Annotated in this window: 19 protein-coding genes; 11 read left to right on the forward strand and 8 right to left on the reverse strand. The window is 69.8% G+C overall.

The window, feature by feature from the left end; genetic code table 11:
• Positions 1-37: 37 nt before the first annotated feature.
• From argH to FBZ90_RS12835, 4 genes are read left to right on the forward strand one after another with little or no spacing between them, the layout of a single operon-like run.
• A complete protein-coding gene (gene argH / locus FBZ90_RS12820) occupies positions 38-1,480 on the forward strand; it encodes an argininosuccinate lyase (RefSeq protein WP_145732689.1) in 1,443 nt (480 codons plus the stop codon).
• A gap of 11 nt (positions 1,481-1,491) precedes the next feature.
• Positions 1,492-1,830: a hypothetical protein gene (locus FBZ90_RS12825; RefSeq protein WP_145732690.1), complete on the forward strand. Its 339-nt coding sequence runs from the start codon at positions 1,492-1,494 to the stop codon at positions 1,828-1,830.
• Positions 1,831-1,884: 54 nt separating this feature from the next.
• A complete protein-coding gene (gene lysA / locus FBZ90_RS12830; RefSeq protein ID WP_145732691.1) occupies positions 1,885-3,147 on the forward strand; it encodes a diaminopimelate decarboxylase in 1,263 nt (420 codons plus the stop codon).
• Between the two features lie 57 nt (positions 3,148-3,204).
• Positions 3,205-5,997, forward strand: coding sequence for a TIGR02302 family protein (locus FBZ90_RS12835; protein ID WP_145732693.1), 2,793 nt, complete (start codon positions 3,205-3,207; stop codon positions 5,995-5,997).
• A gap of 30 nt (positions 5,998-6,027) precedes the next feature.
• Here the strand turns inward: FBZ90_RS12835 and FBZ90_RS12840 are convergent, their stop codons facing one another.
• Positions 6,028-6,807 carry an MJ0042-type zinc finger domain-containing protein gene (locus FBZ90_RS12840; protein ID WP_145732694.1) on the reverse strand — a complete coding sequence of 260 codons (780 nt, stop codon included), beginning with the start codon at positions 6,805-6,807 and terminating at the stop codon, positions 6,028-6,030.
• Between the two features lie 195 nt (positions 6,808-7,002).
• Between FBZ90_RS12840 and FBZ90_RS12845 the strand changes: the two genes are divergently transcribed.
• From FBZ90_RS12845 to FBZ90_RS12865, 5 genes are all read left to right on the forward strand, one after another.
• The gene (locus FBZ90_RS12845) at positions 7,003-7,902 is read left to right on the forward strand and encodes a cell division protein FtsX (RefSeq protein WP_145732695.1); all 900 of its coding nucleotides are present in this window, start codon (positions 7,003-7,005) and stop codon (positions 7,900-7,902) included.
• Positions 7,899-8,555 carry a YdcF family protein gene (locus FBZ90_RS12850; protein ID WP_246130389.1) on the forward strand — a complete coding sequence of 219 codons (657 nt, stop codon included), beginning with the start codon at positions 7,899-7,901 and terminating at the stop codon, positions 8,553-8,555. Before FBZ90_RS12845 ends, FBZ90_RS12850 begins: the two co-directional genes overlap by 4 nt.
• Positions 8,556-8,641: 86 nt before the next feature.
• A complete protein-coding gene (locus FBZ90_RS12855; RefSeq protein WP_145732696.1) occupies positions 8,642-9,421 on the forward strand; it encodes a lysophospholipid acyltransferase family protein in 780 nt (259 codons plus the stop codon).
• A gap of 196 nt (positions 9,422-9,617) precedes the next feature.
• Positions 9,618-11,921 (forward strand): adenosylcobalamin-dependent ribonucleoside-diphosphate reductase, encoded by a 2,304-nt coding sequence (locus tag FBZ90_RS12860; RefSeq protein WP_145733189.1) that lies wholly within the window; start codon positions 9,618-9,620, stop codon positions 11,919-11,921.
• Between the two features lie 714 nt (positions 11,922-12,635).
• The gene (locus FBZ90_RS12865; RefSeq protein ID WP_145732698.1) at positions 12,636-13,520 is read left to right on the forward strand and encodes an RNA polymerase factor sigma-32; all 885 of its coding nucleotides are present in this window, start codon (positions 12,636-12,638) and stop codon (positions 13,518-13,520) included.
• A gap of 170 nt (positions 13,521-13,690) precedes the next feature.
• Here the strand turns inward: FBZ90_RS12865 and FBZ90_RS12870 are convergent, their stop codons facing one another.
• The 5 genes from FBZ90_RS12870 to FBZ90_RS12890 form a co-directional block, all read right to left on the reverse strand.
• The gene (locus FBZ90_RS12870) at positions 13,691-14,992 is read right to left on the reverse strand and encodes an aminotransferase class V-fold PLP-dependent enzyme (protein ID WP_145732699.1); all 1,302 of its coding nucleotides are present in this window, start codon (positions 14,990-14,992) and stop codon (positions 13,691-13,693) included.
• A gap of 89 nt (positions 14,993-15,081) precedes the next feature.
• Entirely contained in the window at positions 15,082-17,790 is a 2,709-nt protein-coding gene (locus tag FBZ90_RS12875) for a TonB-dependent receptor (RefSeq protein WP_145732701.1), read from the reverse strand.
• Between the two features lie 166 nt (positions 17,791-17,956).
• Positions 17,957-18,991, reverse strand: a complete 1,035-nt coding sequence (locus FBZ90_RS12880) for a FecR family protein (protein ID WP_186455786.1) — start codon at positions 18,989-18,991, stop codon at positions 17,957-17,959.
• A gap of 13 nt (positions 18,992-19,004) precedes the next feature.
• Positions 19,005-19,619 carry an RNA polymerase sigma factor gene (locus tag FBZ90_RS12885; RefSeq protein WP_186455787.1) on the reverse strand — a complete coding sequence of 205 codons (615 nt, stop codon included), beginning with the start codon at positions 19,617-19,619 and terminating at the stop codon, positions 19,005-19,007.
• A 117-nt stretch (positions 19,620-19,736) separates the two neighbouring features.
• Complete coding sequence (locus tag FBZ90_RS12890; protein ID WP_186455788.1) at positions 19,737-21,719, reverse strand: adenylate/guanylate cyclase domain-containing protein; 1,983 nt, start codon at positions 21,717-21,719, stop codon at positions 19,737-19,739.
• A 562-nt stretch (positions 21,720-22,281) separates the two neighbouring features.
• Between FBZ90_RS12890 and FBZ90_RS12895 the strand changes: the two genes are divergently transcribed.
• Positions 22,282-23,241, forward strand: coding sequence for a thermonuclease family protein (locus FBZ90_RS12895; RefSeq protein ID WP_145732706.1), 960 nt, complete (start codon positions 22,282-22,284; stop codon positions 23,239-23,241).
• Here FBZ90_RS12895 and FBZ90_RS12900 read toward each other — a convergent pair.
• Positions 23,238-23,648, reverse strand: coding sequence for a group III truncated hemoglobin (locus tag FBZ90_RS12900; protein WP_145732708.1), 411 nt, complete (start codon positions 23,646-23,648; stop codon positions 23,238-23,240). The genes FBZ90_RS12895 and FBZ90_RS12900 overlap by 4 nt on opposite strands.
• Before the next feature lie 121 nt (positions 23,649-23,769).
• On the opposite strand from FBZ90_RS12900, the gene pip reads away from it, so the two are divergent.
• Positions 23,770-24,717 carry a prolyl aminopeptidase gene (gene pip, locus FBZ90_RS12905; RefSeq protein ID WP_145732709.1) on the forward strand — a complete coding sequence of 316 codons (948 nt, stop codon included), beginning with the start codon at positions 23,770-23,772 and terminating at the stop codon, positions 24,715-24,717.
• A 126-nt stretch (positions 24,718-24,843) separates the two neighbouring features.
• Here pip and FBZ90_RS12910 read toward each other — a convergent pair whose 3' ends face one another.
• The gene (locus FBZ90_RS12910; RefSeq protein ID WP_145732710.1) at positions 24,844-26,601 is read right to left on the reverse strand and encodes a potassium/proton antiporter; all 1,758 of its coding nucleotides are present in this window, start codon (positions 26,599-26,601) and stop codon (positions 24,844-24,846) included.
• Positions 26,602-26,665: the final 64 nt, after the last annotated feature.

Below are 26,665 nucleotides of genomic sequence, written 5' to 3' on the forward strand. Positions count from 1 at the left end.
CCCCGTGGGCCCCGCTACAATTGGTCCCCGACCCCCGATGACGTCAACTCCCGCGACCCCGGAAAACGCCACGCCCGCCCAGAATGCCGCAGCGACCGGCGCGGTGAACGAGCTGTGGGGCGGCCGTTTCAGCCGTGGCCCGTCGGAGATCATGGAGCGCATCAACGTGTCCATCGGCTTCGACAAGAAGCTGTGGGCGCAGGACATCGCCGGGTCCAAGGCGCACGCCACCATGCTGGCGGCCCGGGGCATCATCACGAAGGCCGACGCCGACGCCATCCTGACGGGCCTGGACCAGGTGGCCGAGGAAATCCGCGACGGCCGCTTCGTCTTCAAGACGGAACATGAGGACATCCACATGAACGTGGAGTCCCGCCTGAAGGAACTGATCGGCGAACCCGCCGGCCGCCTGCATACCGCGCGTTCCCGCAACGACCAGGTGGCGACCGACTTCAAGCTGTGGGTGCGCGGCGCCTTGCAGCGCCTGGACGGCGACATGAAGGCGCTGCAGGCCGCCCTGATCGAGCAGGCGGACCGCAACGTCGACACCATCATGCCGGGCTTCACCCACCTGCAGACGGCCCAGCCGGTGACCTTCGGCCATCATCTGCTGGCCTATGTGGAGATGCTGGGCCGCGACCGCGCCCGGGTGCGCGACGCCATCGCCCGCCTGAACGAATGCCCGCTGGGCAGCGCCGCCCTGGCCGGCACGCCCTACCCCATCGACCGCGAGGCCACGGCTGTCGCCCTGGGCTTCGACCGGCCCACGGCCAATTCGCTGGACGCCGTGTCCGACCGCGATTTCGCCCTGGACTATCTGGCCACCGCCAGCATCTGCGCCATGCACCTGTCGCGCCTGGCGGAGGAGATCGTGCTGTGGTGCACGAGCCAGTTCCGCTTCATCCGCCTGTCGGACGCCTTCACCAGCGGCAGTTCCATCATGCCGCAGAAGAAGAACCCGGATGCGGCCGAACTGGTCCGCGCCAAGTGCGGCCGCGTCATGGGGGCCCTGTCCGGCCTGCTGGTGGTCATGAAGGGCCTGCCGCTGGCCTATTCCAAGGACATGCAGGAAGACAAGGAACCGGTGTTCGAGGCTGACGACACCCTAGCGCTGTGCCTGGCGGCCACCACCGGCATGATCCAGGACATGACGCCCGACCCCGCCGCCATGCGGCGTGCGGTGGAGGCGGGTTTCCCCACGGCCACCGATCTGGCCGACTGGCTGGTGCGCCGCCTTGGCCTGCCCTTCCGCGAGGCGCATCATGTCACCGGCCGCATCGTCCGCCTGGCCGAAGAACGGGGATGCGGCCTGTCGGACGTGCCATTGGATGCCATGAAGGGCGTGGACGCCCGCATCACCGATGAGGTCTATGCCGTGCTGAGCCTGGAAGCCTCCGTCGCCAGCCGCACCAGCTTCGGCGGCACGGCGCCGGAACGGGTTCGTGCGGCGGTGTCGGCCGCCCGGCAACGGTTCCTGTGAGGATGCCCCCGATGAAAACCCCCTATACCCGGGTTCTGCTGATCAGCGGCCTGACCGCCGCCGCCCTGGCCCTGTCGGGCTGTGGCAAGATCGCCCACACCCTGGACACGCCGGACGGCGAGGACCATCCCCTGAACTTCTATCCCAGCCCCAAGCTGGACCCGCAGCCCAACGCGAAAGAGGCGCTGCCCAGTTCGGTTGACCAGCCCGGCACCTCACCGGCCACCATTCAGCCGGCGACCCCCTACGGCGTGATGCCGGACAGCCCGGTCATCAGCAACAGCGGGCCGATGATGGGGGGCACCACCACCAACACCCCCGCAAGCACCCCTTCCTCAACGCCCCAGTAAGGGCACGGGCCCCCCTACTCCGGGGCCCCAGCTTACGCGACGGTTCGGATCTCCATGGCCTTCTCCTATGTTTCCGGCGTTCTGACCGCCGACGGCGTACCCCTGGACCGGCTGGCGGAGGCCGTCGGCACCCCCGTCTATGTTTATGCCGCCAGCCGCCTGCGGGCCAATTACCAGGCCTACGCCCGGGCCTTCGCCCGCGACCCGGTGGACGTGTGCTTCGCCCTGAAGGCCAATTCCAACCAATCCATCATCAGCCTGTTCGCCCGCTTCGGCGCCGGTGCCGACGTGGTGTCGGAAGGGGAGATGCGCCGCGCGCTGGCCGCCGGCGTGCCGCCGGAAAAGGTGGTGTTCTCCGGCGTGGGCAAGACCCGGGATGAGCTGGCGGCGGCCCTGGTGGCCGGTATCCACCAGATCAACGTGGAAAGCCTGCCGGAGCTGGAAGCCCTGTCGGCCGTGGCGACGGCGCTGGGCCGCACCGCCCCCGTGGCCCTGCGCATCAACCCGGACGTGGACGCCGGCACCCATGGCAAGATCGCCACTGGGCGCAAGGAGGACAAGTTCGGCATCGACCTGGGCCACGCGGTGGCGGCCTACGCCAAGGCCTGCAGCCTGCCCGGCCTGGCGCCCAAGGGCTATGCCGTCCACATCGGGTCGCAGTTGCTGAACATCAGCCCCTATGACGACGCCTACGGCCACCTGTCGGACCTGGTGATCGCCACCCGCGAGGCCGGCCTGAAGGTGGAACGGCTGGACCTGGGCGGTGGCCTGGGCGTGCCTTACCAGGGCGAAGCGGCGCCGGACCATGACGCCTATGCCGGCATTGTGCGCAAGCGCCTGGGCAACCTGGGGTGCCGCCTGACGCTGGAGCCCGGCCGGTCGCTGGTGGGCGACGCCGGCGTGCTGCTGGCCCGCGTCATCTACGTCAAGGAAGGGCTGCACCGCTGCTTCCTGATCGTGGACGCGGCCATGAATGACCTGATGCGCCCCACGCTCTACGACGCCTACCATGGCATCCGTCCGGTGTTGGAACCGGCGGCCGACGCCCCGCTTTCCCCCATGGACGTGGTCGGCCCCATCTGTGAGACGGGTGACACTTTCGCCCGCCAGCGGCCGCTGCCGCCGGTGGCCCAGGGCGAACTGGTGGCGTTCATGACCGCCGGGGCGTACGGTGCCGCCATGTCGTCCACCTATAACTCCCGCCCCCTGGTGGCAGAGGTGCTGGTGGATGAGGGGCAATGGGCGGTCATCCGCCGCCGCCAGACGTTCGAGGAAATGCTGGCCCTGGACGTGACGCCGCAATGGCGCCACCTTTAAGGCGCAGGGCATAGGGCTCACCCGAGAGGACACAGCGGCCGAAAGGGCGCCGACGGCATGGCTGAGAGGGCACTTAAATCCCGCAAGGAACGGCCGGAGGCATCGGACGCCGCCGCGCCCACGGGTATTGTCGTGCCCCTGCCCAACCGCGCCCGCCCCCCCCTGGTCCCGCCGCCGCTGAAACCCTGGCGCCGCCCCTTGCGCGCGGCCTGGCTGTCGCTGGCGGCGGAGCGGGTGGGCCTGCGGCTGTGGCCGCTGCCCGGCGTGCTGATGCTGGGCTTGGCGCTGGCCTGGTCGGGGGCCCTGCCCCACCTGCCGCCCTGGGCCCACGGCTTGGCATTGGCCGCCTTCGCCGCCGCCGTCATCATCCTGCTGGTCCGCAGCCTGCGATCCTTGCGCTTGCCCGACCGCGACGCCGTGTTCCGCCGGCTGGAGCGGGACAGCGGCCTGCGCCACCGACCCTTCGACCTGCTGATCGACAGCCCCGTGAACCAGGGGGTGGCGGACCAGACCGGCCCCGCCGCCGCCCTGTGGCAAGCGGCTCAGGAGCGGGCACGGCGCAGCCTGGCGGTCTTGCGCGTCAGCGGGCCCAAGCTGGACCTGCCCAGCCGCGACCCCTGGGCCCTGCGCCATATCCCGGCCCTGCTGCTGATCGTCGCCGCCGTGATGGCCTGGGGCGACTGGCGCCCCCGCCTGATCGAGGCGCTGGACCCCGGGTTCGAGGCGCCGCCCCCGGGCGCGGAAGCCGACCTGGACGTCTGGATCACCCCGCCGGAATCGACCGGCCTGCCGCCGCAGTTCCTGACGCACCGGGGCCGGGCCGCGCAAACCGGGGGCGCCCCGGTCGACGGCGGCGGTGTCATATCCGTGCCCGCAGGCGCCACCCTGACCGCCCGCCTGGGGCCCCATCACCGCGCGCCCACCCTGTCGCTGGACGGCGACGCCCGGCCCCTGGACCCGGCTGCCACCGGCGGCTTCCAGGTCAGCCGCACCGTCACCAAGGGGCAGCGCGTCACCATCACCGACCGGGGCCGCACCCTGGGCAGCTGGACCATCCGCGTGGTGGCCGACGACCCGCCGGCCATCGCCTTCCGCGAGAAGCCCAGCGCCACCGAGCGCTATGCCCTGCGCCTGGACTACACCGCCGCCGATGACTACGGCATCGCCAGCGTCACGGCCACCGTGACCCCGACCACCCGCCCCGAAGGCGCGCCGGTGGAACCGCTGGTGCTGACCCTGCCGGTGCCGGCCCGGCCCAGCCGCGAGGCGTCCGCCGTCGGCACGCCGGTGGTGGCCAACGCCAGCGGCTATTTCGACCTGACGGCCAGCCCCTGGGCGGGACAGCCCGTGACCATCCAACTGACGGCCACCGACACCGCCGGTCAGACGGCCACCAGCGAAGCCCAGACCACCACCCTGCCGGAACGGGTGTTCAACAACCCCACGGCCAAGGCCGTGATCGCCCAGCGCCGCACCCTGCTGGACCAAGGGGAGGAGGCGCGCAAGCCCGCCGCCAACGCCCTGCTGGGCCTGGCGGGCGAGCTGGACGGCTATGCCGGCGATCCCACCGTGTTCATGGCGCTGTACGCCGCCGCCCGCCACCTGGGCCTGAACGACGACGCGCGGTCGATCAGCGACGTGGCCGACCTGCTGTGGGACACGGCCCTGACCATCGAGGACGGCAGCCTGGCCTCAGCGGAGACGGAGCTGCGCGACGCCCGCCAGCGCCTGGCCGACGCCCTGGACCGCAACGCGTCGGAGGCGGAAATCCGCCGCGACCTGGACGCGCTGAAATCCGCGCTGAACCGCTACATGCAAGCGCTGGCGGAGAAAAGCGACCAGCAGCCGGGACAGGCCGGCACCCTGCCCGACGAGCAGAACGCCCAGACCATCGACATGGGCCAGATGATGCAGCAGCTGGAGCAGATGGCCCAGACCGGCGCCCGCGATGCCGCGCGCAAGATGCTGGACCAGATGCAGGACCTGATGGAAAGCGTCCAGACCGGCCCGCAGAAGCCGCCGACGGAGGCGGAGCAGCAGCAGATGCGGCAGGCCCTGCAAACGCTGGAGAAGCTGCAGGACCTGACCAAGCGCCAGCGCGAGCTGATGGACCAGACCTTCCGCCAGGGCGACCGGGGCGAGGCCGAGGACAGCCAGCCGCAGCAACCCGGCACCCGGGGCGATGGCCCCAACCGCTCCACCCCCAACCGCCAGGGCGCCGCCCCCCGTCAGCCGCCGCGCGACCCGTCGGCGGAGGCCACGGCCCGCGATCTGGCCAAGCAGCAGGACGCGCTGCGCCGCGAGCTGCAGGCCCTGATGCAGCAGCAGGGGCAGCAGGCCGGCCCGCAGGACGAAGGCCAGGCCCAGGATCAGCAAGGCGATGGCCAGCAGGGGCAGGACCAGCCCGGCGGCCAGGAGAACGGCAACGGCGGCGGCCAGGGGCCCGGCCAGGCGCCCTCCCCCCTGGACAAGGCGGACCGCGCCATGGGCCAGGCCGGCCGCGCCCTGTCGGAGGGATCGCCCGAGGACGCGGTGGAGGCCCAGGGCCGGGCGTTGGAGGCACTGCAGGACGGGCTGAAGGGCATGGCCCAGCAGATGGCCCGCCAGATGGGCCGGGGTACCCGCGTGGCCCCCCGCAACGCCACCAACGGCCGGGGCCAGAACACCGACCCGCTGGGCCGCCAGATGACGGGCCAGGGCGCCACCAGCACCGACAGCGTCAAGATCCCCGACCACGGCGACCTGCAGCGCGCCCGCGAGATCCTGGAAGAACTGCGCCGCCGCGCCGGCGAAGCCGGGCGCCCGAAGGAAGAGTTGGACTACATCGACCGGCTGCTGAAGCGGTTCTGAGCAGGTGTCCTATCCCGCGTGCCGCGCGGATCAGTTCGGCAGCACGAATTCCGGAAGGATCTTCGTGGCCTGGCCACCCTTTTCCACGATGTTGCCGTGGTAGACGGTCTTCTCGCCCGGGAACAGGCGGCGGGCCTTGGGCTGCATGCGCCAGCGCTGGAAGGGCTTGCCGTCGGCACCGAGGGCCGAGGCCATGAGGTCCGGCACCACGCGCTGACGGTCGGACTTGTTCTGCACCGTGATGTCGATGAACAGCATGGACGTGCCCTCGACGTCGCGGAATTCCGTCTTGCTGTCCACCATCTCCAGCCCAGCGCCGGGCGGCTCCACGCCAAAGCCGAAGGTGTCGTAGAGGCGGGCGGCGGCGGGCCAGGCATCGACCACGTCATCACGCTCCACCACCAGGCCGGTGACGCCGCCGATGATCACCGCCGCCAGGGCGCCCCAACGCAGGACGGCGAACAGGCGCCGTGGCTTTTCCTCGGGATCGGGGAGGACGGAGCCACCGGCGGGGCGCAGGCGTCCCAGGGACATGGGGGCCGGGGCCGCCTCTTCCTCCGCCATGGTCAGGGTATCGTAGGCCGTCTCCCGCTCCATGGCCGCCGCGAGGTCGGCGAAGGAGGAGGACGAGGGCCGGGGGGACATCCAATCGTCCCCGTCGTCATCGGCGGGGGCGATGGGGCGCCCGGCCGATTCCGGCACCTGGTGCCAGACCGAACCGCAGGCACTGCACCGCACGCGGCGACCACGGCCCAGCAAGGCGTCGTCGACCCGGAAGCGCGTGGCGCAGGACGGGCAGGTTGTTATCATGAGAGGCAGGGCCAGGCCGAAATCCTTGAAAGGCCTTCTAGACTTAAACGAAAAGGTCAGGGATGCGCAAGGTGGGCCCCGATGCCGCAGGGGTGGATACCCCGGGCGGACACGGCTGGACGCCCGCCACCCGCCCGTGCCATCACTAGAGCCGATACCATATCCCCTGGCCCACCCCTTGGAGAGGCAGTCCCCATGAGCCGGCGCGGCCCTGCCGTCCTATCCCTCCGCCGCGATGCCACGGGCCGCTTCCTGCCCTGGCTGATCGCCCTGATGGTGTTCCTGTCCACCCTGGCCGTCGCGGCGGCCCAGTTGCTGTCCGGCTGGGCCCAGCGCTGGGACAGCGGGCTGGAGGGCAGCCTGACCCTGCAGGTCAGCCCCGTGGGGGACGTGAAGAAGGACGATGGCACGCCCGCCTCCCTGGATGAGCGGGTGCAGATGGTGCTGCATGCGCTCGGGGGCGTGCCCGGCATCATCAACGCCCGCCCCGTGCCCATGGCCGACGCCGCCCGCCTGGTGGAGCCGTGGCTGGGCGACGGCGCCCTGCTGCAGGACCTGCCCCTGCCTGCCCTGATCGATGTCACCGCCGGCCCCGCCGTCGATGTCGCGGCGCTGCGCCAGCGCCTGGCCACCGCCGTCCCCGGCACATCGGTGGAGGAACCGGGCGTATGGCTGCGCGACCTGCGCCGCCTGGCCCGGCTGGTGGAGGCCGTGGCCCTGGTCATCGTGGCACTGATCGGCGGGGCGGCCGTGGCCGTGGTGGTGTTCGCCGCCAAGGCGGGCCTGGCCATGCACCAGGAGGAGGTGGACCTGCTGCATGTCATGGGCGCCACCGACAGCCATGTGGCGGACCAGTTCCAGCGCCATATCCTGCGCCTGTCGCTGACCGGCGGCATCGGGGGCACGGCGGTGGCGCTGGCCACGCTGGCCATCCTGTCGCTGCTGTCGCGCACGGTGGAGGGCACGCTGCTGCCGCCCCTGACCCTGGCACCACCGCAGTGGCTGGTCCTGGCCGCCGTGCCGGTGGTCGCCGGGGCCCTGGCCGCCATCAGCGCCCGCCTGACCGTGCTGCGCGCGCTGGAGCGGCTGCCGTGACGCCCCCCTGGGCGCCCCTGTCGCAAGCGGAAGCGGCGGCCCCGCCCCCCGCGGCGGCCGGCGCCCGCCTGTGGCAACGCCTGCGCCGGCTGACCAGCCTGGGCGCCGCCCTGGGCGTCCTGTGGGTGGGGGGGCTGCTGACCTTCGCCGCCAACATTCCCCGCGCGCCGGAGGACGCGACCGCCGCCACCGACGCCATCGTCGTGCTGACCGGCGGCAGCGAGCGGCTGGAAACCGGGTTCGACCTTCTGGCCGCCGGCCGGGGGCGGAAGCTGTTCATCTCTGGCGTCTATCGCGGCGTGGACGTACGCGCGCTGCTGCGCATGTCGCAGGCGACGCCGGCGGCGCTTGAATGCTGCGTGGTGCTGGGCTACAGCGCCGATGACACGGTGGGCAACGCGGCGGAGACGGCGCGGTGGATGCAGGCGGAAGGGTATCATTCCCTGCGCCTGGTCACGGCCAATTACCACATGCCGCGCAGCCTGGTGGAGTTTCGCCACGCCCTGCCCGACGTACGCATCGTGCCCCACGCGGTACAGCCGCCCAATGTGCGCCTGGACGGCTGGTGGCACTGGCGCGGCACCGCCGGGCTGATCGTCAGCGAATACGACAAGTACCTGGTGGCCTTCCTGCGCCACGCCCTGGGGCTTTAGCCGAAGAGTGGACGCCGAAGAGTGGACAGGGGGGGCTCCACGCACTATCCCTGCATCGGTCAACCCCGGTCATGTGGTTAAGGGCGATGCTGGTTCTGCGATCCCTGGTCTTCAACATCGTCTTCTACATCTGGACGACGCTGTGGTGCTTCGGCCTGCTGTGGACGCTGGTGGCCCCCCACCGCACCATGATCTGGGGCATCCGGGGCTATATGCGCACCCTGAACTTCTGGGAGCGCCTCATCATCGGCCTGAAGTACGAGGTGCGCGGGCGGGAGCATCTACCGACCTCTGGCGCCTTCCTGGTGGGCGCCAAGCACCAGTCGATGTGGGAGACGATGAAGCTGCACCTGCTGATGGACGATCCCGCCATCGTCCTGAAGAAGGAGCTGACCTACATCCCCATCTGGGGCTGGTACGCCGCCAAGGCGCGCATGATCGCCGTGGATCGGGGCAAGCGCGGCGCCGCCATCCAGTCGCTGCTGAGGGGGGCGAAAGAGCGTGTGGCGGAAGGCCGGCCCATCGTCATCTTCCCCCAGGGCACCCGCACCGCCGTGGGCGCCTGGCGGCCCTACAAGGTGGGCATCGCCCTGCTGTATGAAAACCTGGGTGTGCCGCTGGTGCCCATGGCGCTGAATTCCGGCCTGTTCTGGCCCCGCCACAAGTTCCTGCGCCGCCCCGGCACCATCGTCATCGAGTTCCTGCCGCCCATCCCCGCCGGCCTGTCCAAGGAAGCGGCGCTGGCCCAGCTGGAGTCTGTGCTGGAAACCGCCACCGACCGCCTGGTGATGGCGGCCGGCGGCCCCCCCACGGAACGCCCGGCCAACGCGCCGCCCCTGGCCAAGGTGCCCGCCGCCGCCGGCTGAGCGGTCCTTTCCGCATAAGCTGGGGGCGTCGTTGACCGCCCCTGGTCACCGGCCTACCCTTGACCCGCGGTCAATCATCCGGGATCGGAGGGTACGCATGGTCGGGCGTGAGGGTCAGGCGACGGCTATCCCCGGGGCGGACGCGCCTTCCGAGACGCCCGCCGGCTGGCCGGCCATCTCCTCCCAGGTCTGGGACATGAAGTACCGATTCAAGGGACCGGACGGCGCGCCCCTGGACCGGACGGTGGACGAGACCTGGCGCCGGGTGGCCAAGGCGCTGGCGGAGGCCGAGCGCGACCCGGGCCTGTGGGAACCCCAGTTTTACGAGGCTTTGCGCGACTTCGCCTTCCTGCCCGCCGGGCGCATCCTGGCCGGGGCCGGAACGGGGCGCAGCGTCACCCTGTTCAACTGCTTCGTCATGGGCACGGTGCCCGACGACATGGGCGGCATCTTCGCCGCCCTGCGCGAGGCGGCGCTGACCCTGCAGCAGGGCGGCGGCATCGGCTACGACTTCTCCACCCTCCGGCCACGCGGCGCGCCGGTGGCGGGGGTGGGGGCCGACGCGTCCGGCCCCATCTCGTTCATGGATGTGTGGGACGCCATGTGCCGCACCATCATGAGCGCCGGCAACCGCCGGGGCGCCATGATGGCCACCCTGCGCTGCGACCATCCCGATATCGAGATGTTCATCGATGCCAAGCGTGATCCCGGCCGCCTGCGCATGTTCAACCTGTCGGTCCTGGTGACCGACCCTTTCATCGCCGCGGTGCGCGAGGACGGCCCCTGGGACCTGGTGTTCGGGGGCACGGTGTGGCGCCGGCTGCGGGCACGCGACCTGTGGGACCGCATCATGCGGGCGACCTACGACTATGCCGAACCCGGCGTCATCTTCATCGACCGCATCAACGCCCAGAACAACCTGGGCGGGGTGGAGGTGATCAGCGCCACCAACCCCTGTGGGGAGCAGCCGCTGCCGCCCTATGGCGCCTGCCTGCTGGGCTCCGTCAACCTGGCGGCGCTGGTGGTTGACGCCTACACCCCGGATGCCCGCCTGGACCTGGACCGGCTGGCCCGGGTGGTGCCCGTGGCGATCCGCATGCTGGACAACGCCATCGACGTCTCGCGCTTCCCCCTGCCCGCGCAGCAGGCGGAGGCGCGGGCCAAGCGCCGCGTCGGCCTGGGCGTCACGGGGCTGGCCGACGCCCTGATCCTGTGCGGCGTGCGTTATGGCACGCAGAGGGCCGTGGAGCTGACGCGCCAGTGGCTGGGCGCGGTGCGCCGCCACGCCTATCGCGCCAGCGCCGGCCTGGCGGCGGAAAAGGGGGCCTTTCCCCTGTATGACCGGGATCAGTATCTGAGCCGGCCCATGATCCAGGGCCTGGACGACGTGACCCGCGCGGCGGTGGAACGGCATGGCGTGCGCAACGCCCTGCTCACCTCCATCGCGCCCACCGGCACCATCTCCCTGCTGGCGGGCAACGTGTCGTCGGGTATCGAGCCGGTGTTCACCTGGGAGTATGACCGCGCCGTCCTGCAGCCGGACGGGACCCGCCAGGTGGAGCGGGTGACCGACCACGCCTATCACCGCTTCCGCCAGGCCTTCGGCACCGACGCCCCCCTGCCCGACAGTTTCGTCGATGCCGGGTCGCTGCCACCGGCCGCCCACCTGGTGATGCAGGCGGCGGCGCAGGGCGAGGTCGACAGTTCCATCTCCAAGACCATCAACTGCCCGGCGGACCTGGATTTCGAGACGTTCAAGGACGTCTATCTGCAGGCCTATGACCTGGGCTGCAAGGGCTGCACCACCTATCGCCCCAACGCCATCACCGGATCGGTGCTGTCGGCGCCGTCCGCCCCCGCCCCGGTGCCGGTGCCGGACACCTCGCCGCCGGCCCCACCGGCGCCCAGCGGCGGCGGTGCCGTGCCCCTGGACCGGCCGGAGACACTGGTGGGCGCCACCTACAAGGTGCGCTGGCCGGGCAGCGACCACGCGCTGTACATCACCATCAACGACATCGTGATCGAAGAGCGGCGGCGGCCGTTCGAGGTGTTCATCAACTCCAAGAACATGGAGCATTACGCCTGGACAGTGGCGCTGACCCGCATGATCTCCGCCGTGTTCCGGCGGGGCGGCGATGTCGCCTTCGTGGTGGAGGAGTTGAAGGCCGTGTTCGACCCGCGTGGCGGGCAATGGATGAAGGGCCGCTACGTCCCCTCCCTGCTGGCCGCGATCGGCGAGGTTATCGAGCGGCACATGCTGGAAACCGGGTTCCTGATGCGGGCGGGCGGCCTGCCGGCGATGCCCGAATCTGGCGTCACCGAGTCTGGCGTCACCGAGTCTGCCATCCCGCGCGCCCCGGATGCCACGCCGGGCCCCCACGACCCCGGTGGGGAGGGCGCCCTTCCCCCCGCCCAATGCCCCCGCTGCGGCCAAGCCAGCCTGGTGCATCAGGAGGGCTGCGATACCTGCCTGTCCTGTGGCTATTCCCGCTGCGGCTGACGGCTTGTGCGCCGACCGCCGTCGACCACTGATCAAAAGAGATAGGGGCGGAAATCAGGTGGGCCGTCGATGGCCGGCGGCCACCCCACCCCTCCTTACCGGAAGGCATAGACCGACGGCCCGCCAGCATCGCAATTGGCTGCCACGTGCCGATGAACGGCACCGGAGGACACAACCCCAGGACGTGCGACACCGCGCCCCACCCAGCGCGATTGACACACATGACCAAGGGGTTGGCGGGCCGCCGGGGCATTTCCGGCACCTGTTAACATTGGAGCGCCAGACCATTCGACCGCCACGGGTCCAATGTTAACGGAAGCGGAAGCTGAGCCGGGCGTCTAGGCCCTCCGCCAGGGTGACGAAGGTCCTATTGGAAGGGGCGTATAGTCCCTGAATAAGCCCGGTGGACGACAACCGACCCTATCAATTTAGAGAAATTAGACCCTTTGGTGGTGGTAATAGGCGAATACGACCCGCCCCGGCCTAAGGCAAGCCCGGGTTATGCCCTGTGGGTGATCGACTTTTTCCCGCGATATTTCAGTGACCCAATCGGTCATTACTGTCCCATCGATCCCGCAAATCCACGTGGGGCGCCAACCCGGCGGAATAGGCCACCGGGACGCCCCTCCGGGACCGACATCCGACTGGACGCCAAGGCCGCCCGGCCCAGCCCAGACGGAGGTCGATGCCGGGACTGCCAAGATGGAGGGGAGCATGGCGCACATCGACGATCCTCAGACCCAACGGGCGAATTTGTCCTTCATCAAGGCGTCCATGAAGGCGCCGCTGTTGAGCCGTGACCATGAGTTCGATCTGGCCCGCCGCTGGCAGCAGAACCGGGACGAAAAGGCGCTGCACGCCCTGGTCTCGTCCCACACCCGCCTGGTCATCGCCGTCGCCAGCCGTTTCCGTAACTATGGCCTGCCCCTGGGCGATTTGGTGCAGGAGGGCAACCTGGGCCTGATGCAGGCCGCCAGCCGCTTCGAACCGGAGCGGGAGGTGCGCTTCTCCACCTACGCCGCCTGGTGGATCCGCTCCACCATCCAGGAGTTCGTGCTGCGCAACTGGTCCATCGTGCGCACCGGGACCACGGCGGGGCAGAAATCGCTGTTCTTCAACCTGCGCCGCCTGCGCGCCCGCATCGACAACAACCCCTCCGCCACCTCGCTGACCCTCGAGGGCCGCCGCCATGTCGCCCGCGAACTGGACGTCAGCGAGCAGGAGGTGGAGACCATGGAAATCCGCCTGACGGCCACCGACCAGTCCCTGAACCACCCGCTGAGCGAAGAGGGCGGGGAGTGGCAGGATTTCCTGGCCGACGACGGCCCCTCACCCGAACAGATCGTCATCGGCCTGAAGGACAGCCGCAGCCGCACCGCCTGGCTGAGCGAGGCCATGGACACCCTGTCGCCCCGTGAGCGCACCATCATCGCCGCCCGCCGCCTGCGCGAGGACGGCGCCACGCTGGAGGAACTGGGCCACACCCTGGGCGTCAGCAAGGAGCGCGTGCGCCAGTTGGAGCACCGCGCCATGGGCAAGCTGCGCCAGAGCATCATGCGCCATGTGGGCCGGCCGGAAGAGCTGTTCGTGGAAGCTTAGTTTAAGTTCGCCTCAAACGCCGGCGGGGCATACGCCCCTTGGCTCATCCTCGCCTTTCAGTCCACTGCGTTCCCCGAAAGGCTCCGGCGGCCGCCGTCGCGGCCTAGTCGCTACGCTCCAACCCCGGACCACACGCGGCAGCGGTGGCCCGGGGTTTCCGTTTGAGCCCCTCAGATTTCCTTCAGCGCGCCCACCAGCCTGGCCATATCGTCCGGGGTGGTGCTGAAGCCGGGGGTCACGCGCAGGCAGGCGCCGGCGCCGAGGCCGGTACGCACTACGGTGAACAGGCCGTGCTTTTCCATCAGGCGGGCGGCCAGGGCGGTGTTGGCCGCCGGCGTGGTCTGGCCCTTCACCCGGAAGCTGGTCATGCCGGCGCAGAGGTGCGGATCGTCGGGGGTCAGCACCTCGATCTTCGGCAACTCCCGCGCCGGCAGGGCCCAGAGGTCACGCAGGTGGCGCAGGCGGGCGCCGACGACGGCGGAGCCCAGGGCGTTGTGGAAATCCAGCGCGTCGATGGCGGCCATCTGGGCCGCGAAGTTGGCCATGCCGGTATGCACCCGGCCCAGGATGGGGTCGCGCTCCAACGGCTCCTCCCCCATGAAAGGCTCGATATCGGCGATGCGGTCTTTGCGGATGTAGAGGGCGCCGACGCCCAGGGGCGCGCCGATCCATTTGTGCAGGTTGAAGACGGCGAAGTCGACGCCGTCACCGTGGACGTCCACCGGGCCCTGGCCCCAGGCCTGGGCGCTGTCCACCACCACGTCCACGCCGCGCTGACGCGCCATGGCCACGATCTCGCGCACCGGCTGGCGCAGGCCGTCACGGTGGCTGAGATGGGTCAGCAGCATGAGGCGCACGTTGGGATGGGCCGCCAGCGCCTGGTCATAGGCGTCGATCAGGTTCTGGTAGGTCGCCGGATGCGGCAGATCGATGCTGATGACGGTGACGCCCCGCCGCCGTTCCAGCCAGGACGCCGCCATGCGGGCGCTGTCATAGTCATGGTCGCTCATCAGCACGGCGTCGCCGGGCTTGAGCCGGGCATAGCCGCCGATGACCGCCTGCAGCGATTCGGTGGCGTTGCGGGTGATGACGATCTCCGCCGGGTCGGCATGAACCATGCCGGCGATGCGCTGCCGCAGCGCCTGGTAATAGCCGACGAAATCGCGGCGCACGAAGGTGGCGCCTTCCTGGTTCACCTTGGCGGTGTAGCGCTCATAGGCCGCTTGGATGGCCAGGGGCATCTGGCCGAAGGCACCGTATTCAAGGTTGATGAGGCCGTTGGCCAGCCGCGGCGGATAGGCCGCCGCGATGGCCGCCCACCCGGCCTCGTCCTCCGGTGCAGGGGGTGCGGCCCCCGGCGCCAGCGGGCTGGGCAGGGGGCCGGGCTGGGCGGCGACCGGTGCCGCGGAACCGCTCAAGAGGCCACCGGCACCGCCCACCAGGGCCGCCCGCAACAGGGTACGTCGACGCATGTCAGCAACTCCCCTCGGGTGCCGTCCCGGTTGGGAGGTCGGGACGGCACCCCATACGAACATCATCCCCACCCGATACGGGTGATGGATCAGAAAGCGGCGTTGAAGCGCACGTAGTAGCGGCCGCCGTAGGTGTCATAAGGGGCGTTGCGCGAATATTCGATACCCCGGCTGGCCTGATAGATGGCCTTGGCCGGATAGGTGTCGAAGATGTTCTCGCCCGCCACCTTCACCGCCAGATTCTCGGTGATGTGGTAGGTCACCGACAGATCGACAAAGGTGATGCCGTCGAAGGTCTGGAAGATGTCGCCGGTGGAGTTGCCGCTGCTGTCCGTCCAGCCGCCGTAGTAGCGGACGCGCACCTGGTAATCGAAGGGGTTGTCGCTGTAGGTCAGGCTGCCGGTGATGTTGTTCTTGGGCAGGCCCTGTTCATACAGCACCTTCTGCGTGGGGTTGGCGTTCAGGCTGCCGCCCGTCACCATGGTCAGGTTGTGGTTGTAGGCCAGCTTCATGTCGATGCGGGCCGTATCGAACACCGGCTGGGTGTAATCCAGCACCACGTCCAGGCCCTGGGTGCGGGTGTTGAAGTCGTTGGTGAACCAATAGACCGAGGTGAAATTGTCCGCCCCCGGCACGCCCTGGGCCACCAGCTGCGCCTTCTGCGCCGCCGTCAGGTTGATGGTGGGCGAACTGGAAAAGCGGTGGTCCACGTCCACCTGATAGGCGTCGACGGAGCCGGACAGGCCCACATCCGTGCGCCACACCGCCCCCAGGCTGTAGTTCCGCGACGTCTCCGGGCTCAGCGGCTTGGCACCCAGGGCCACGGCCAGCGGATTGTCGGGCGACAGGCGGCCGCTGGTGAACAGTTGCAGGGTCTTGGTGTCCAGCCCCTGCGAGGTGCTGAGCGAGTTGATCTGGCCCGGCGTCGGGGCGCGGAACCCGGTGGAGTAGGAGGCGCGCAGGGCCAGGTCCGGCGTGATCTCATACCGGGTGGAGGCCTTGTAGGTCATCTTGTCGCCGAACCCGGAATAGGTTTCGTAGCGGCCGGCGGCGCCCACGGTCCAATCCGGCGTCAGCTTGGCCTCCATATCCAGATAGCCGGCGTAGCTGGTCTGGTACCAGGAACCAGCCTGCAGATCGCTGAAGCCCGGGAAGCCGTTGGCACCCGAGGCCAGGCCGGCGGCCGCACCCGGCCCCACCTGGTACGAGGCCTTGTCGCCGGCCTCCACCGTGTAGATTTCCAGCCGGCGTTCCGCGCCGAAGGCGATGTTCAGCGGCTCATCCAGGCCGGCGTCCAGGCGATAGACGCCATCGGCGTTCAGGTTGAACTCATCCTGCCGCTGGGTGCCCAGGTTGAAGTTGTAGGGGCTGCTGGGCCCCAACGAGGCGTTGATGGAATTGTTCAGGAAAAACCGGCTCTCATTCTCGCCGTAGGTCCCGCTCAAATCCCAGTCCAGGTCGGTGCCGACATGGCCCCGGGCGCCCCAGGCGGCCTGGTAGTCGGTGTACTTGATGCCTTCCTTGGGCGTGAAGCCGTTGGGGTAGACGGAGCGCAGGTCCCAACCGGGGAAGACCTTGGGCGCCAGGCCATAGACGCTGGAATTGCTCTTGGGGTCGGGGATGCGCCAGTTGATGTCGTTCATGCCCTCGCCCGTGGCGATGGTCATGAAGCCATAAAGCTCCACCGCCCCCACGGGCAGCAGCCCGTCCACGGCATAGTGATAGCTGCTCTCGTCCGGCCGGCCCCAGCGCTGCACCGGGTTGGCGATGCTCAGCTGCGGATTGGCGGCCTGGAAGGCCTGGGCGTCGGCGCGTTGATGGGTGCGGGAGGTCAGCGTGCCGTCCGACCATTCGGCCGTGGCCATGAGGTGGCCGCCGTCGCCGATCTCCGTCGCCCCGCGCAGGCCACCGTTCCAGGTGGTGCCGTCGCCCGCGTAGTATTGTGAGCCCTGCATGTAGCCGTAGACGCCGGGCCGGTCGTCCAGCTGGATGTTGATGACGCCGGCGATGGCGTCCGACCCGTACTGGGCGGAGGCGCCGTCGCGCAGCACCTCGACACGGCCGATGGCGAAATCGGGGATCTGCGCCAGGTCAGGGCCCTGGGCGCCGCGCGTGCCCAGGTAGGCGGTGCGGTGGAAACGCTTGCCGTTGATCAGCACCAGGGTCTGGTCGGGCGACAGGCCGCGCAGATGGGCCGGGCGGATGAACTGCCCGCCATCGGAGCTGGGCAGCTTCTGCACGTTGAAGCCGGGGATGACCTGGGTCAGGTTCTCCAGGAGCTGGTTGGAGGCGCCGTCCTGCAGGTCCTTGGCCGACAACACGTCCACCGGCGTCATGGTGGTGAACTGGGTGCGACCCCGGTCACGCGTGCCGGTCACCACCACCTCGTCCAGGGCACCACCCGCGGCGTCGGCCACCTGCGGCTCGGCGCCCGGGCCCCCCGAGGCCGCCGCCTGGGCCTTGCGCACCGGCGCGGCGGTGGACACCGGCGTGGGCGCCAGCTTCAGCACCACGGTGCGGCCATCATCGGAAGCCACCACCAGCGGCGTGCCCTTCAGCAGGCGCGCCAGGGCCTGGTGCCGGTCCAGATCCCCCCGCAGCGCCGCGGTGGAGATGCCGTCCAGCAGATCGGTGGGCGCCAGGATTTGAATGCCCGCCTGCTGGGCGAATAGGGGGATGGAGCGGGCCGCCGGCTGGGCCGGCAGGTCGAAATGCGCGCTTTGCGCCCAAGCCGGAACCGCCCACCCCGCCAGGGCCGTACCGCACAGAGCAAAGAAACTGCCATATTTCTTAATCATTACGATCTTCCCCAACGATGATCGGCGATTTGGCCCACCACATCCGGCCTATCGCACTGGTTTCCGTGTTCCTATCGGGGAGAGATCGCAGGGATTATCTTTCCGCCACTGCGTCATTTAAGTTTAACAACATCAGGAAATTCTCAACGACATCCCACTACCCGCCTTAATCGTAAAGAATGATGGCATCACCCTCTTGCCGATACTTGGCATTGAAGGCAACGGCCACGGCGTGGGCGAAGCCGTCAATGTCCGTGGCGGTGAACAGGCCGGAAACGTGGCGCGGCGCCAAACGGTCGCTGGCCAGCACGATGCGCCGGCGGGAATAGCGGGCGAACTGCGCCACCGCCTGGGCCAGGGTTTCGCCCGCGAAGGCCAGCCGCCCCTCCCGCCACATCAGCGCGCGGTCCAGCACGCCCGGGGCCATGGTCTCGACGCTGACCAGCGTGCCATGGCCGGCGCCGCCGGCGCGCACGCTGACCTGCTGCCCCGCCGCCGCCAGCACCGCATCCTGCCCCCCCGGCCGCAGCGTCCAATCGCGGCCGGTGGCCCGCTCCAGCGTCTCCGCCAGGGCGGACGGCGCGCCCTCCACCGCCACGGTGCCCGACACCACGGCCACGGTCATGCCGCCGCCGGGGTTCAGCCGGGCGCAGCAGGCCCCGTCATTGGTGGCCAGTTGGACCAGCGGGCCGCGCAGGATGAAGGGGCGATCCGTCCGGGGCGCCGCCTCGAAGAAGGCCTCCCCGCGCTCCAGGTACACCAGCCGGCGCCCCGTCTCGTCGGCCAGGGTAACGGCGGAGTCGGTGTTCAGCGTGAGGGTGGAGCCATCGTCCAGCGGAATGTGCCGCACTTCGCCCACTGCCGAGCTGTAGACCTGCCGGGCGGCGGGCTGGCGCATGCCGGCCCCCAGCGCCGCCAGGCCGGCGACGCTGGCGGCGGCGGCCAGCAGGCCTCGGCGGCTGGGAAGCGGGACCCGCCCAGGGGCAGAGGACTCAGCCGGGGCGGGAACCGGAACAGGCGCTTCCAGCCGGCTGATCAGCAAGGCGCGGGCGCGGGCCAGCGCGCCCAGGTGCCGGACGTCGGCGGCCAGCCAGGCGTCCAGCGCGCGCCGTTCATCGGCGGTGAGGGCACGCGCGTCCAGGCGGGCCGCCCAGCCGGCGGCAGCCAGGTCGACGGCTGCGGCGGTCTGTCTTGCGCTCACGCTCCCCGACCCCTCACCCAACCCGGCCGAAGCGCTCCGCGAGCAGCCTCAGGCCCCGGGCGATGTGCTTTTCCACCGTGTTCTCCGACAGGCGCATGCGCCGCGCGATCTCCTGCTGTGGTAGCCCCTCCACCCGACGCATCACAAAGGCGCGGCGGGTCTGGCGCGGCAGGTCGGCGATGGCGTCCTGGATCAGGCGCAGTTCCTGGCGCGCCGACGTCACCTCCTCCGGTGACGGGGCGTCCACCACCGCCTCCAGCGCCGACAGGTCTGCCACGGCGGCGATGGGCACGACGCGCGCCTGGCGCAGCAGGCGCACCACCACGGAATAGGCGGTCTGGAAGGCGTAGGCGCGCGGGTTCCCGATCCCGGCGACGCAGGCCTTGGCCACCAGGATGGCGTAGGTTTCCTGCACCACGTCATCGACATCGAAGCCCAGGAAGGCCTTGGACCGCAGCCAGGCCCTGAGGCCATGCTCGTGGGGCAGGATATGGGTGGCCAGCCACCGCGCCCGCTCCTCGCCAAAGAGGACGTCACCAAAGGGCGCGTCATCCAGAGGCGCACCATCCAAGGGCGCCGGGGACGGGCCGTCCTGCGGCCGGGCGATCGCGTCGTGTCGTTCCTGCACGGGGGCGCATCCACACGAGGAGGGTATCCATCGACAGCCGCCTCGGGACGAGGCGGCGCCGGGATACTAGGGTGTGGAGACGCGGACGGGGGTCTTTCCCCCACCCGTCACAAAAATTTAAGAGGGAACGCGCGCCGGCGGTTCGGGGCAGACGGGATCCAGCCGCGCCTCGCCCACGGTTTCGCCGGTGGGGCCAACCGGCTCACGCGGGCCATGCTCGCCATCGGCCAACTGCCACACCCGCACCTGGCCCGTGCGCCCGCGCAGGCTGAACTCACCCACGTCCGTCATGGGCACGCCGCAGTCGCCGGCGGCGTCCACCGTGTCGGCGCTGGCCAGCACGATGCAGGCGGCGGCCGGGTCGGCCAGGTCGGCGCCCAGCGCCTCCAGCCGCGCGGCGGCGTTCACCGTGTCGCCGACGATGGTGTAGTTGATGCGGCTGCTGGTGCCGATGTTGCCCACGACCACCGGGCCGGAATGGATGCCGACGCGCAGGCGGATGGCGGGCCGGCCCTGGGCCACTGCCTCGTCATGGCTTTGGCGGATGCAGTGGTCGATGGCGGCGGCGGCGCGCAGAGCGCGGCCGGCGTGGTCCGCCTGGTCATCCGGCGCGCCCCAGAAGGCCATGACGGCATCGCCGATGAACTTGTCCACGGTACCGCCCTCCGCCTCGATGCAGGCGGACAGCAGGGTGAAATGCTCATTCAGCAGCGAGGCGGTCTGCGCCGGCGTCATGTTCTGGGCCAGGGTGCTGAACCCCTTGATGTCGGTGAACATGACGGTGACATCACGCTCTTCCGACAGGATGGAGCCGGCATGGTCGCCCCGCCGGATGAGGCGCAGCACCAGCGCCTTGGGCACATAGGATTCGAACCAGCGCAACCCGGTCAGCATGGTGTTGAACGCGGCGGCGGCGTCCGACAGTTCGCGCAGACGACTGTCGGGCAGATAGGGTACGGCGTGGAAGTCCAGGTCGCGCAGCGAGCTGGCGGCGTGCGACAGCCCCCGGATCTGCCGGCTGATGGTCTTGCCCAGGATGAGGCTGAGAGCCACCGACACCAGCAGGATGGCGACGCCGCCCAGGCCGAACCAGCGCACGCGGCGGATTTCCTGGTCCACCTCGCGCTGAGGCAGGGCCATCACCAGGGTCCAGTTCTGGGCGCCATAGCCGCCGAGGTCGCGCAGCAGATAGACGTAGTCGACATCGCCCACGGTGGCCTGGCGGAAATCCAGGTCGCGCAGCTTGCCGCCCAAGGCGTCGCTGGCGCTGCCCCGGCCGGGGGGCTGGCGCTGCCAGATGGCGGCGGCCACGGGGTCCCCCAGGTCGGACAGCGTGGGCAGGGGCGGGGTGCGGCCCGCCAGGTTGAAGCTGCGACCGATCAGGGCCGGATGGGCCAGCACATGGTCGGCGTCGAACAGGATGAAGGCGGTGACGCCCTGGCTGCTGTCCAGTTCGCCCAGGAAGCCCGACAGGTCGGCGAAGCTGACGCCCACCAGCACGGCGCCCAGGAATTTTCCGTCCTTGGACCGCACCGGCGCGCGCACGGTGAGGAAGCTTGTGCCCTCATCCTCCGACCAGACGGGGTCGACCCAGCGGGCGACCGGCGCCGCCTTCATCTCCTGCATCAGCAGATCGCTATTGGGCGGCGGCGGCATGGTCATGACTTCGGCGTCATTGGGACCCGTGCGCCGCGCCACCGTCCACTGGCCGTCGGCGGCCAGGAAGCTGACGGCCGTGATCTGGGGCGAGGCCGCCAGCGCCGAGCGCAGATTCTGGCCCAGGCGGGTCCTGTCGCTGGTGTCGATCTCCCCCCGCTGGATGGAGGCGACCAGGAATTCAGCCTGGTATTGGGCCGGGTCCAACTGGGCGCGCACGCGCACCGTCATCCCGTCCATGGCCAGGATGACCTTGTCCGTCAACAACGCCGCGGTGTTGCGGGTGGAGGTGCTGAAGCCCAGGATCAGGACGCTGGCCACCGCCACCAGAACCAGCGTGCCGAAACCCAGCAGCAGGGCGGTGGCGATGGACACGCGCACGGCGGACCGCCGGATGGGACAGCCCCCGGCCGGACCTTCCAGGGCCTGTGTCGTCTCGCTCATGGCGGCACCGTAGCCGTCAGCCGGCCCGGCGGCAACTGCGGCAATGACGCCGGCCCCCCCGCCCCGGTATGGGGCTAATTCCAATACAGCATATTGCATAGCGCAACAGCCACCGACCCCCTCGTCGTTCGTTGCAATACGCATTACATAATGCAACAACCAGAAGAATCTTGGATAACACGCGCCAGCCATCCCGCCGCGGAAACTGGCGGACTGCTGCCAATAAATGGTTAAGGGCCACAAAAATTTCCTCCTGGCCCCTGCTTTGCTAAGGATGGGGTGTCTAGCAGAGCAACACCCGTTAAGGGACCCGCAGACGATGGAACCGATGGAATTCGCCTATCCCATGTTTTTTGCTTCGCGTCCCTGACCGTTCGGGGTTGTGACGCCCCGGATAGGCAGCCCTGACGCCCCATCACCGGCATACGCGGCCGTGCCATCAATCGGTTCTGGCAGAACGCGTAAACTATCAGCGGCGCGGATCCAGGTGGTCCGCGCCGTCTTTTCTTTGGCACACCGCTGCCGTATCGTCGTCGCGCCCCGGTTGCTGGAAACCCGCGCGATGCACGCCTGGCGAATCATCCTGTTGCCGTTGCTGATCCTGATGATGGCGCCCGCGCCGGCGGCGGCCGGCACGCATCGGGCACATCACAAGGCCCACAAGGAACGACATGCCAAGGGCGCGCACGGCCTGATCCCCGCCGGCAACGGCGTCGTCATCGGCGTGCTGAGCGGCGACACCGTGACCTTGCGCGACGGCAGGGTGGTACGCCTGGCCGGCATCCTGGCGCCCAAGGGGGCTCGCCGCGGCGGGCTGGGCGGCCGCTCTATGGAGGACGGCGGCGGCCGGACGGCCTGGCCCCTGGCGGAGGAGTCGCGACAGGCGCTGGAAGGGCTGGTGCTGAACCGTACCGTCAGCCTCATGCTGGGCGGCGCCGACCATGACCGCTACGGCCGCGTCCTGGCCCACCTGATGGTGCGCGACGGTCGGCGGCAGGTGTGGGTGCAGGACGCGCTGCTGCGCCAGGGCTGGGTGGAACTGGCGCCCCATCCCGACGCACCCAAGGGGCTGGCCGCGCTGCGCCGGGCGGAAGACGACGCGCGGGATCATCAGCGGGGCCTGTGGTCCGACGGCTTCTACGCCGTGCGCAACCCGGACTCCGCCGGGCATGCCCAGGGACGCTATGCCATCGTCACCGGGCGGGTGCTGGACGCGGCCGACGCCCGCGACCGCGTCTACCTGAACTTCGGCGCCGATCGCCGCACCGACTTCACGGTGGAGATCGACCGCCGCGACATGGCCGCCTTCCGCGCCCACCATCTGGACCCGCTGGACCTGAAGGACAGATTGGTGGAGGTGCGCGGCTGGGTGGAGGAGCATAATGGCCCCATGATCCGCGTCACCAACCCCGACCAGATCATCACCACCGACGGCCGCTGGCCCCACCGCCGCCCGGCGCGCGGCGGAAGGAAAAAGGGGGAGGCGGAGGGCGGCGGCGATGCGGCGGCGACAGAGCCCTAAACCCGATACGCCCCGGCATCCTCACCGCGCGCCACCGCCAGGCCCATCTGCAGGCTGCGACCGATACGGGTGCTGACCTCCGCCAGCCGCTCCGCCGCCGCCGCGGTGAACAGGCCCTGGGCCGTGTCGTGGAACAGGGCCAGCCAGCGGCGGAAATGGTCGGGGCCGATCATGGGAAGGCCGGCATGCACCACCATGGGCCGCCCCTCGTACCGGCCGGTGGACAGCAGGACGGACGACCAGAAGTCCACGATGCGGGCGCGATGGCCATCCCACGCCGCCTCGTCCGTGCCGACGGCGTCGTAGAACACGGGGCCCAGCAAGTCGTCCTGGCGTACCCGGTCATAGAACACCCGTACCAGGACGGTCAGCGACTCCTCCGTGAAAGCGTCAAAAGGGTGTGACATCGCTGTAAAGTCTCCCGTTAAACGGGTTAGGAGGAACCCTGCGGGGTCGGTTGGGTTTGCGCTGGGGGCTGGCCTTGGCCTACACTTCGGCCCTTAACGAGCAAATCTGGTGTACCGACCCATGGCGCGCGGCGATCTCTTCCCACCCCTGGAACCCTATCGGACAGGCACGCTGGCCGTCAGCGGCCTGCATACCATCTATTGGGAGGAAGCCGGCAACCCGGACGGCGCGCCAGTCGTATTCCTGCATGGCGGCCCCGGTGCCGGCGCCTCGCCCACCCACCGGCGCTTTTTCGATCCCCGGCACTATCGCATCGTCATTCTGGACCAGCGCGGCGCCGGCCGGTCCACGCCACTGGGCGAAATCCGTGAAAACGACATTCCGGATCTTATTTCGGATCTGGAACAACTGAGGTCAATGCTGGAGATCGACCGTTGGCTGGTCTTTGGCGGCTCCTGGGGGTCGACCTTGGCGCTGGCCTATGCCCAGGCCCACCCGGAACGGGTGAAGGGCCTGGTGCTGCGCGGCATCTTCCTCATGCGCCAGCAGGAGATCGACTGGTTCCTGTACGACATGCGCACCTTCTTCCCCGAGGCGTGGTCCACCTTCGCGGCCCATATCCCGGTGAATGAGCGGGGCGACCTGCTGGAAGCCTATTACCGCCGCCTGACCTCCGCCGACCCGCAGACGCGCGTGGCCGCCGCCCGGGTGTGGAGCGTGTACGAGGGGGCCTGCTCCACCCTGCTGCCCAGCCCGGAGCTGGTGTCGGCCTCTGGCGAGGACAACCATGCCCTGGGCCTGGCGCGCATGGAGGCGCACTACTTCCGCAACAACAAGCTGTCGCCCGAGGCGGCCCTGCTGGAAAACGTCGACCGCATCCGGCACATTCCGGCCATCATCGTCCAGGGCCGCTATGACGTGGTCTGCCCCATCCGCACGGCGGATGAGCTGCACCGCGCCTGGCCCGAGGCCGACTACATCGTCGTGCCGGACGCCGGCCACAGCGCCATGGAGCCGGGCATCCGCTCCGCCCTGGTGCAGGCGACGGAGCGGTTCAAGACTCTCTGAGTCTGCCTCAGGCGCCGGCGGGGCATCCGCCCCTTGGCTATCCTCGCTGCGCCCTTCGGTACTCGCTCCGGAGCCCGCAGTCGCGGACCAGGAAAAAATGATGAGAAGGGGGGCGATCGCGGGTCGTCAGGCCGTGCGCTTCCGCAATCCCTTCAGGCCCTGGCGCAGGCGCGTCCAGGGCCGTTCGTTGGGGGTGAGGTCGATGCCGACCTCGGTTACCCGCGCCTCATCCATGGCGGCCACGATCAGGGCCACCTCCCCCACCTTCAGGCGCACGCCCACGGAAGCGCGGCGGCCGAGACGGCGGCCCAGGTGCTCGCCGATGGCGATGTCGCCATCCACGCCCGGCGCCTCGAAGCCGTAAAGGCCTGCAACGGTGGCCAGCGGCGTGTCGCCCTTGACCTGGAAATCGCCCAGGCCGGCGGCGCGGCGGCCGTGGTCGCGGCGACCGAACAAACGTTCCATCACGGTCAGCGCCGCCGGCTCGCCCAGCACCAGGACGGCATCGCCGGGGTAGAGGACACGCACCTCCTCCGGCGCCACGGGATGGCCCTCGCGGATCATGGCCAGGACGCGCACGGATTCCGGCACCACCAGGCGCCCCAGGCCCCGCACCGCCGCCTCGCTGTCGGGGGAGACGGTCAGCATGGCCAGTTGCTGCGGCCCGTCCACGGGCAGGTCGATGTCGGCCCGGCTGGCGGGTTCGGGATCGGCCGGGATCTCCACATCCAGCAGGCGCGCCGCCGGGCCGATGGTCCATCCCTGGGCCAGCAGGGACAGGAGCACCACGGCGAAGGCGATGCCGAAATAGGTTTCCGCCCCCGGCAGGCCGGACAGCACGGGCAGCAGGCCAAGGAAGATTGGGACCGCCCCGCGCAGCCCCACCCAGGAGATGAACAGCCTTTCGTTCCAGGCAAAGCCGAAGAAGGACAGGCATAGGGTGACGGCCAGGGGGCGCGCCACCAGGATCAGCGCCACCGCCACCACCAGGGCCGGCAACGCCACGCGCACCAGCGTGTCGGGGGAGACCAGCACCCCCAGCATGAGGAACAGGGAAATCTGGCTGAGCCACGCCAGACCGTCGTGGAAGCGCTCGATGATCTGGCGCGCCTTGACCCGGCGGTTACCGATGATGAAACCCGCCAGGTAGACGGCCAGGAAGCCGGATGCGCCGATGGTCTGGGTGGCGCCGAAGATGAACAGCGTGCCCGCCAGGGCCAGGATGGGATACAGGCCGGCCGACAGTTCCAGCCGGTTGATGAGGGCGGACAGGGCGAACCCGCCGGCGATGCCGATGATGCCGCCGCCGCCCATCTCCAGCGCGAACTGTCCCAGTTGCGCCCAGCCGAAGCCCGCCCCCTGCACCGCATGGATGGACAGCAGCGTCAGGAACACCGCCATGGGATCGTTCAGGCCCGACTCCACCTCCAGCAGGGCGGAGACGCGGGGGCGCAGGCGCAGGCCCCGTTGATGCAGCAACAGGAAGACGGCCGCCGCGTCGGTGGAGGCGACGATGGAGCCGATGAGGAAACCCTGGGCCCACCCAACGCCCAGCAGCCAGCGCGCCACCACGCAGGTAACGCCGGCCGTGATCAGCACGCCGATGGTGGACAGGACCAGGGCCGGCCAGCGCGCCACCTTGAACACCGCCCTGGGTGTGCGCAGCCCGCCATCGAACAGGATGACGGCGATGGCGATGGACCCGACCAGCGAGGCCAGGCGGTAGTCGTTGAACTGGAAGTTGGCCAGCTTGTCGACGGCGATGCCCAGAGCCAGGAACACCAGCAGCAGCGGGGCGCCGACGCGGGAGGAGGCGCGGCCGGCCAGAATGGCCAGCATCAGCAGCGACCCGAGCGCGAAGATGATGGTGTCGACGTGATGCACTGGCCGACTTGCTCCCCCCGGGCGGACCGCCTGCCGGCGCCCCCGTTGACCTCGTTCGCCTGAG

It is taken from the genome of Nitrospirillum pindoramense (assembly GCF_007827955.1).
Lineage (GTDB): Bacteria > Pseudomonadota > Alphaproteobacteria > Azospirillales > Azospirillaceae > Nitrospirillum > Nitrospirillum amazonense_B.

Excerpts from the sequence above, each read along its gene's own strand:
- argH (WP_145732689.1), top strand. The coding sequence starts at position 38 with ATGACGTCAACTCCCGCGACCCCGGAAAACGCCACGCCCGCCCAGAAT.
- FBZ90_RS12825 (WP_145732690.1), top strand. The coding sequence starts at position 1,492 with ATGAAAACCCCCTATACCCGGGTTCTGCTGATCAGCGGCCTGACCGCC.
- lysA (WP_145732691.1), top strand. The coding sequence starts at position 1,885 with ATGGCCTTCTCCTATGTTTCCGGCGTTCTGACCGCCGACGGCGTACCC.
- FBZ90_RS12835 (WP_145732693.1), top strand. The coding sequence starts at position 3,205 with ATGGCTGAGAGGGCACTTAAATCCCGCAAGGAACGGCCGGAGGCATCG.
- FBZ90_RS12840 (WP_145732694.1), bottom strand. The coding sequence starts at position 6,807 with ATGATAACAACCTGCCCGTCCTGCGCCACGCGCTTCCGGGTCGACGAC.
- FBZ90_RS12845 (WP_145732695.1), top strand. The coding sequence starts at position 7,003 with ATGAGCCGGCGCGGCCCTGCCGTCCTATCCCTCCGCCGCGATGCCACG.
- FBZ90_RS12855 (WP_145732696.1), top strand. The coding sequence starts at position 8,642 with ATGCTGGTTCTGCGATCCCTGGTCTTCAACATCGTCTTCTACATCTGG.
- FBZ90_RS12860 (WP_145733189.1), top strand. The coding sequence starts at position 9,618 with ATGAAGTACCGATTCAAGGGACCGGACGGCGCGCCCCTGGACCGGACG.
- FBZ90_RS12865 (WP_145732698.1), top strand. The coding sequence starts at position 12,636 with ATGGCGCACATCGACGATCCTCAGACCCAACGGGCGAATTTGTCCTTC.
- FBZ90_RS12870 (WP_145732699.1), bottom strand. The coding sequence starts at position 14,992 with ATGCGTCGACGTACCCTGTTGCGGGCGGCCCTGGTGGGCGGTGCCGGT.
- FBZ90_RS12875 (WP_145732701.1), bottom strand. The coding sequence starts at position 17,790 with ATGATTAAGAAATATGGCAGTTTCTTTGCTCTGTGCGGTACGGCCCTG.
- FBZ90_RS12890 (WP_186455788.1), bottom strand. The coding sequence starts at position 21,719 with ATGAGCGAGACGACACAGGCCCTGGAAGGTCCGGCCGGGGGCTGTCCC.
- FBZ90_RS12895 (WP_145732706.1), top strand. The coding sequence starts at position 22,282 with ATGCACGCCTGGCGAATCATCCTGTTGCCGTTGCTGATCCTGATGATG.
- FBZ90_RS12900 (WP_145732708.1), bottom strand. The coding sequence starts at position 23,648 with ATGTCACACCCTTTTGACGCTTTCACGGAGGAGTCGCTGACCGTCCTG.
- pip (WP_145732709.1), top strand. The coding sequence starts at position 23,770 with ATGGCGCGCGGCGATCTCTTCCCACCCCTGGAACCCTATCGGACAGGC.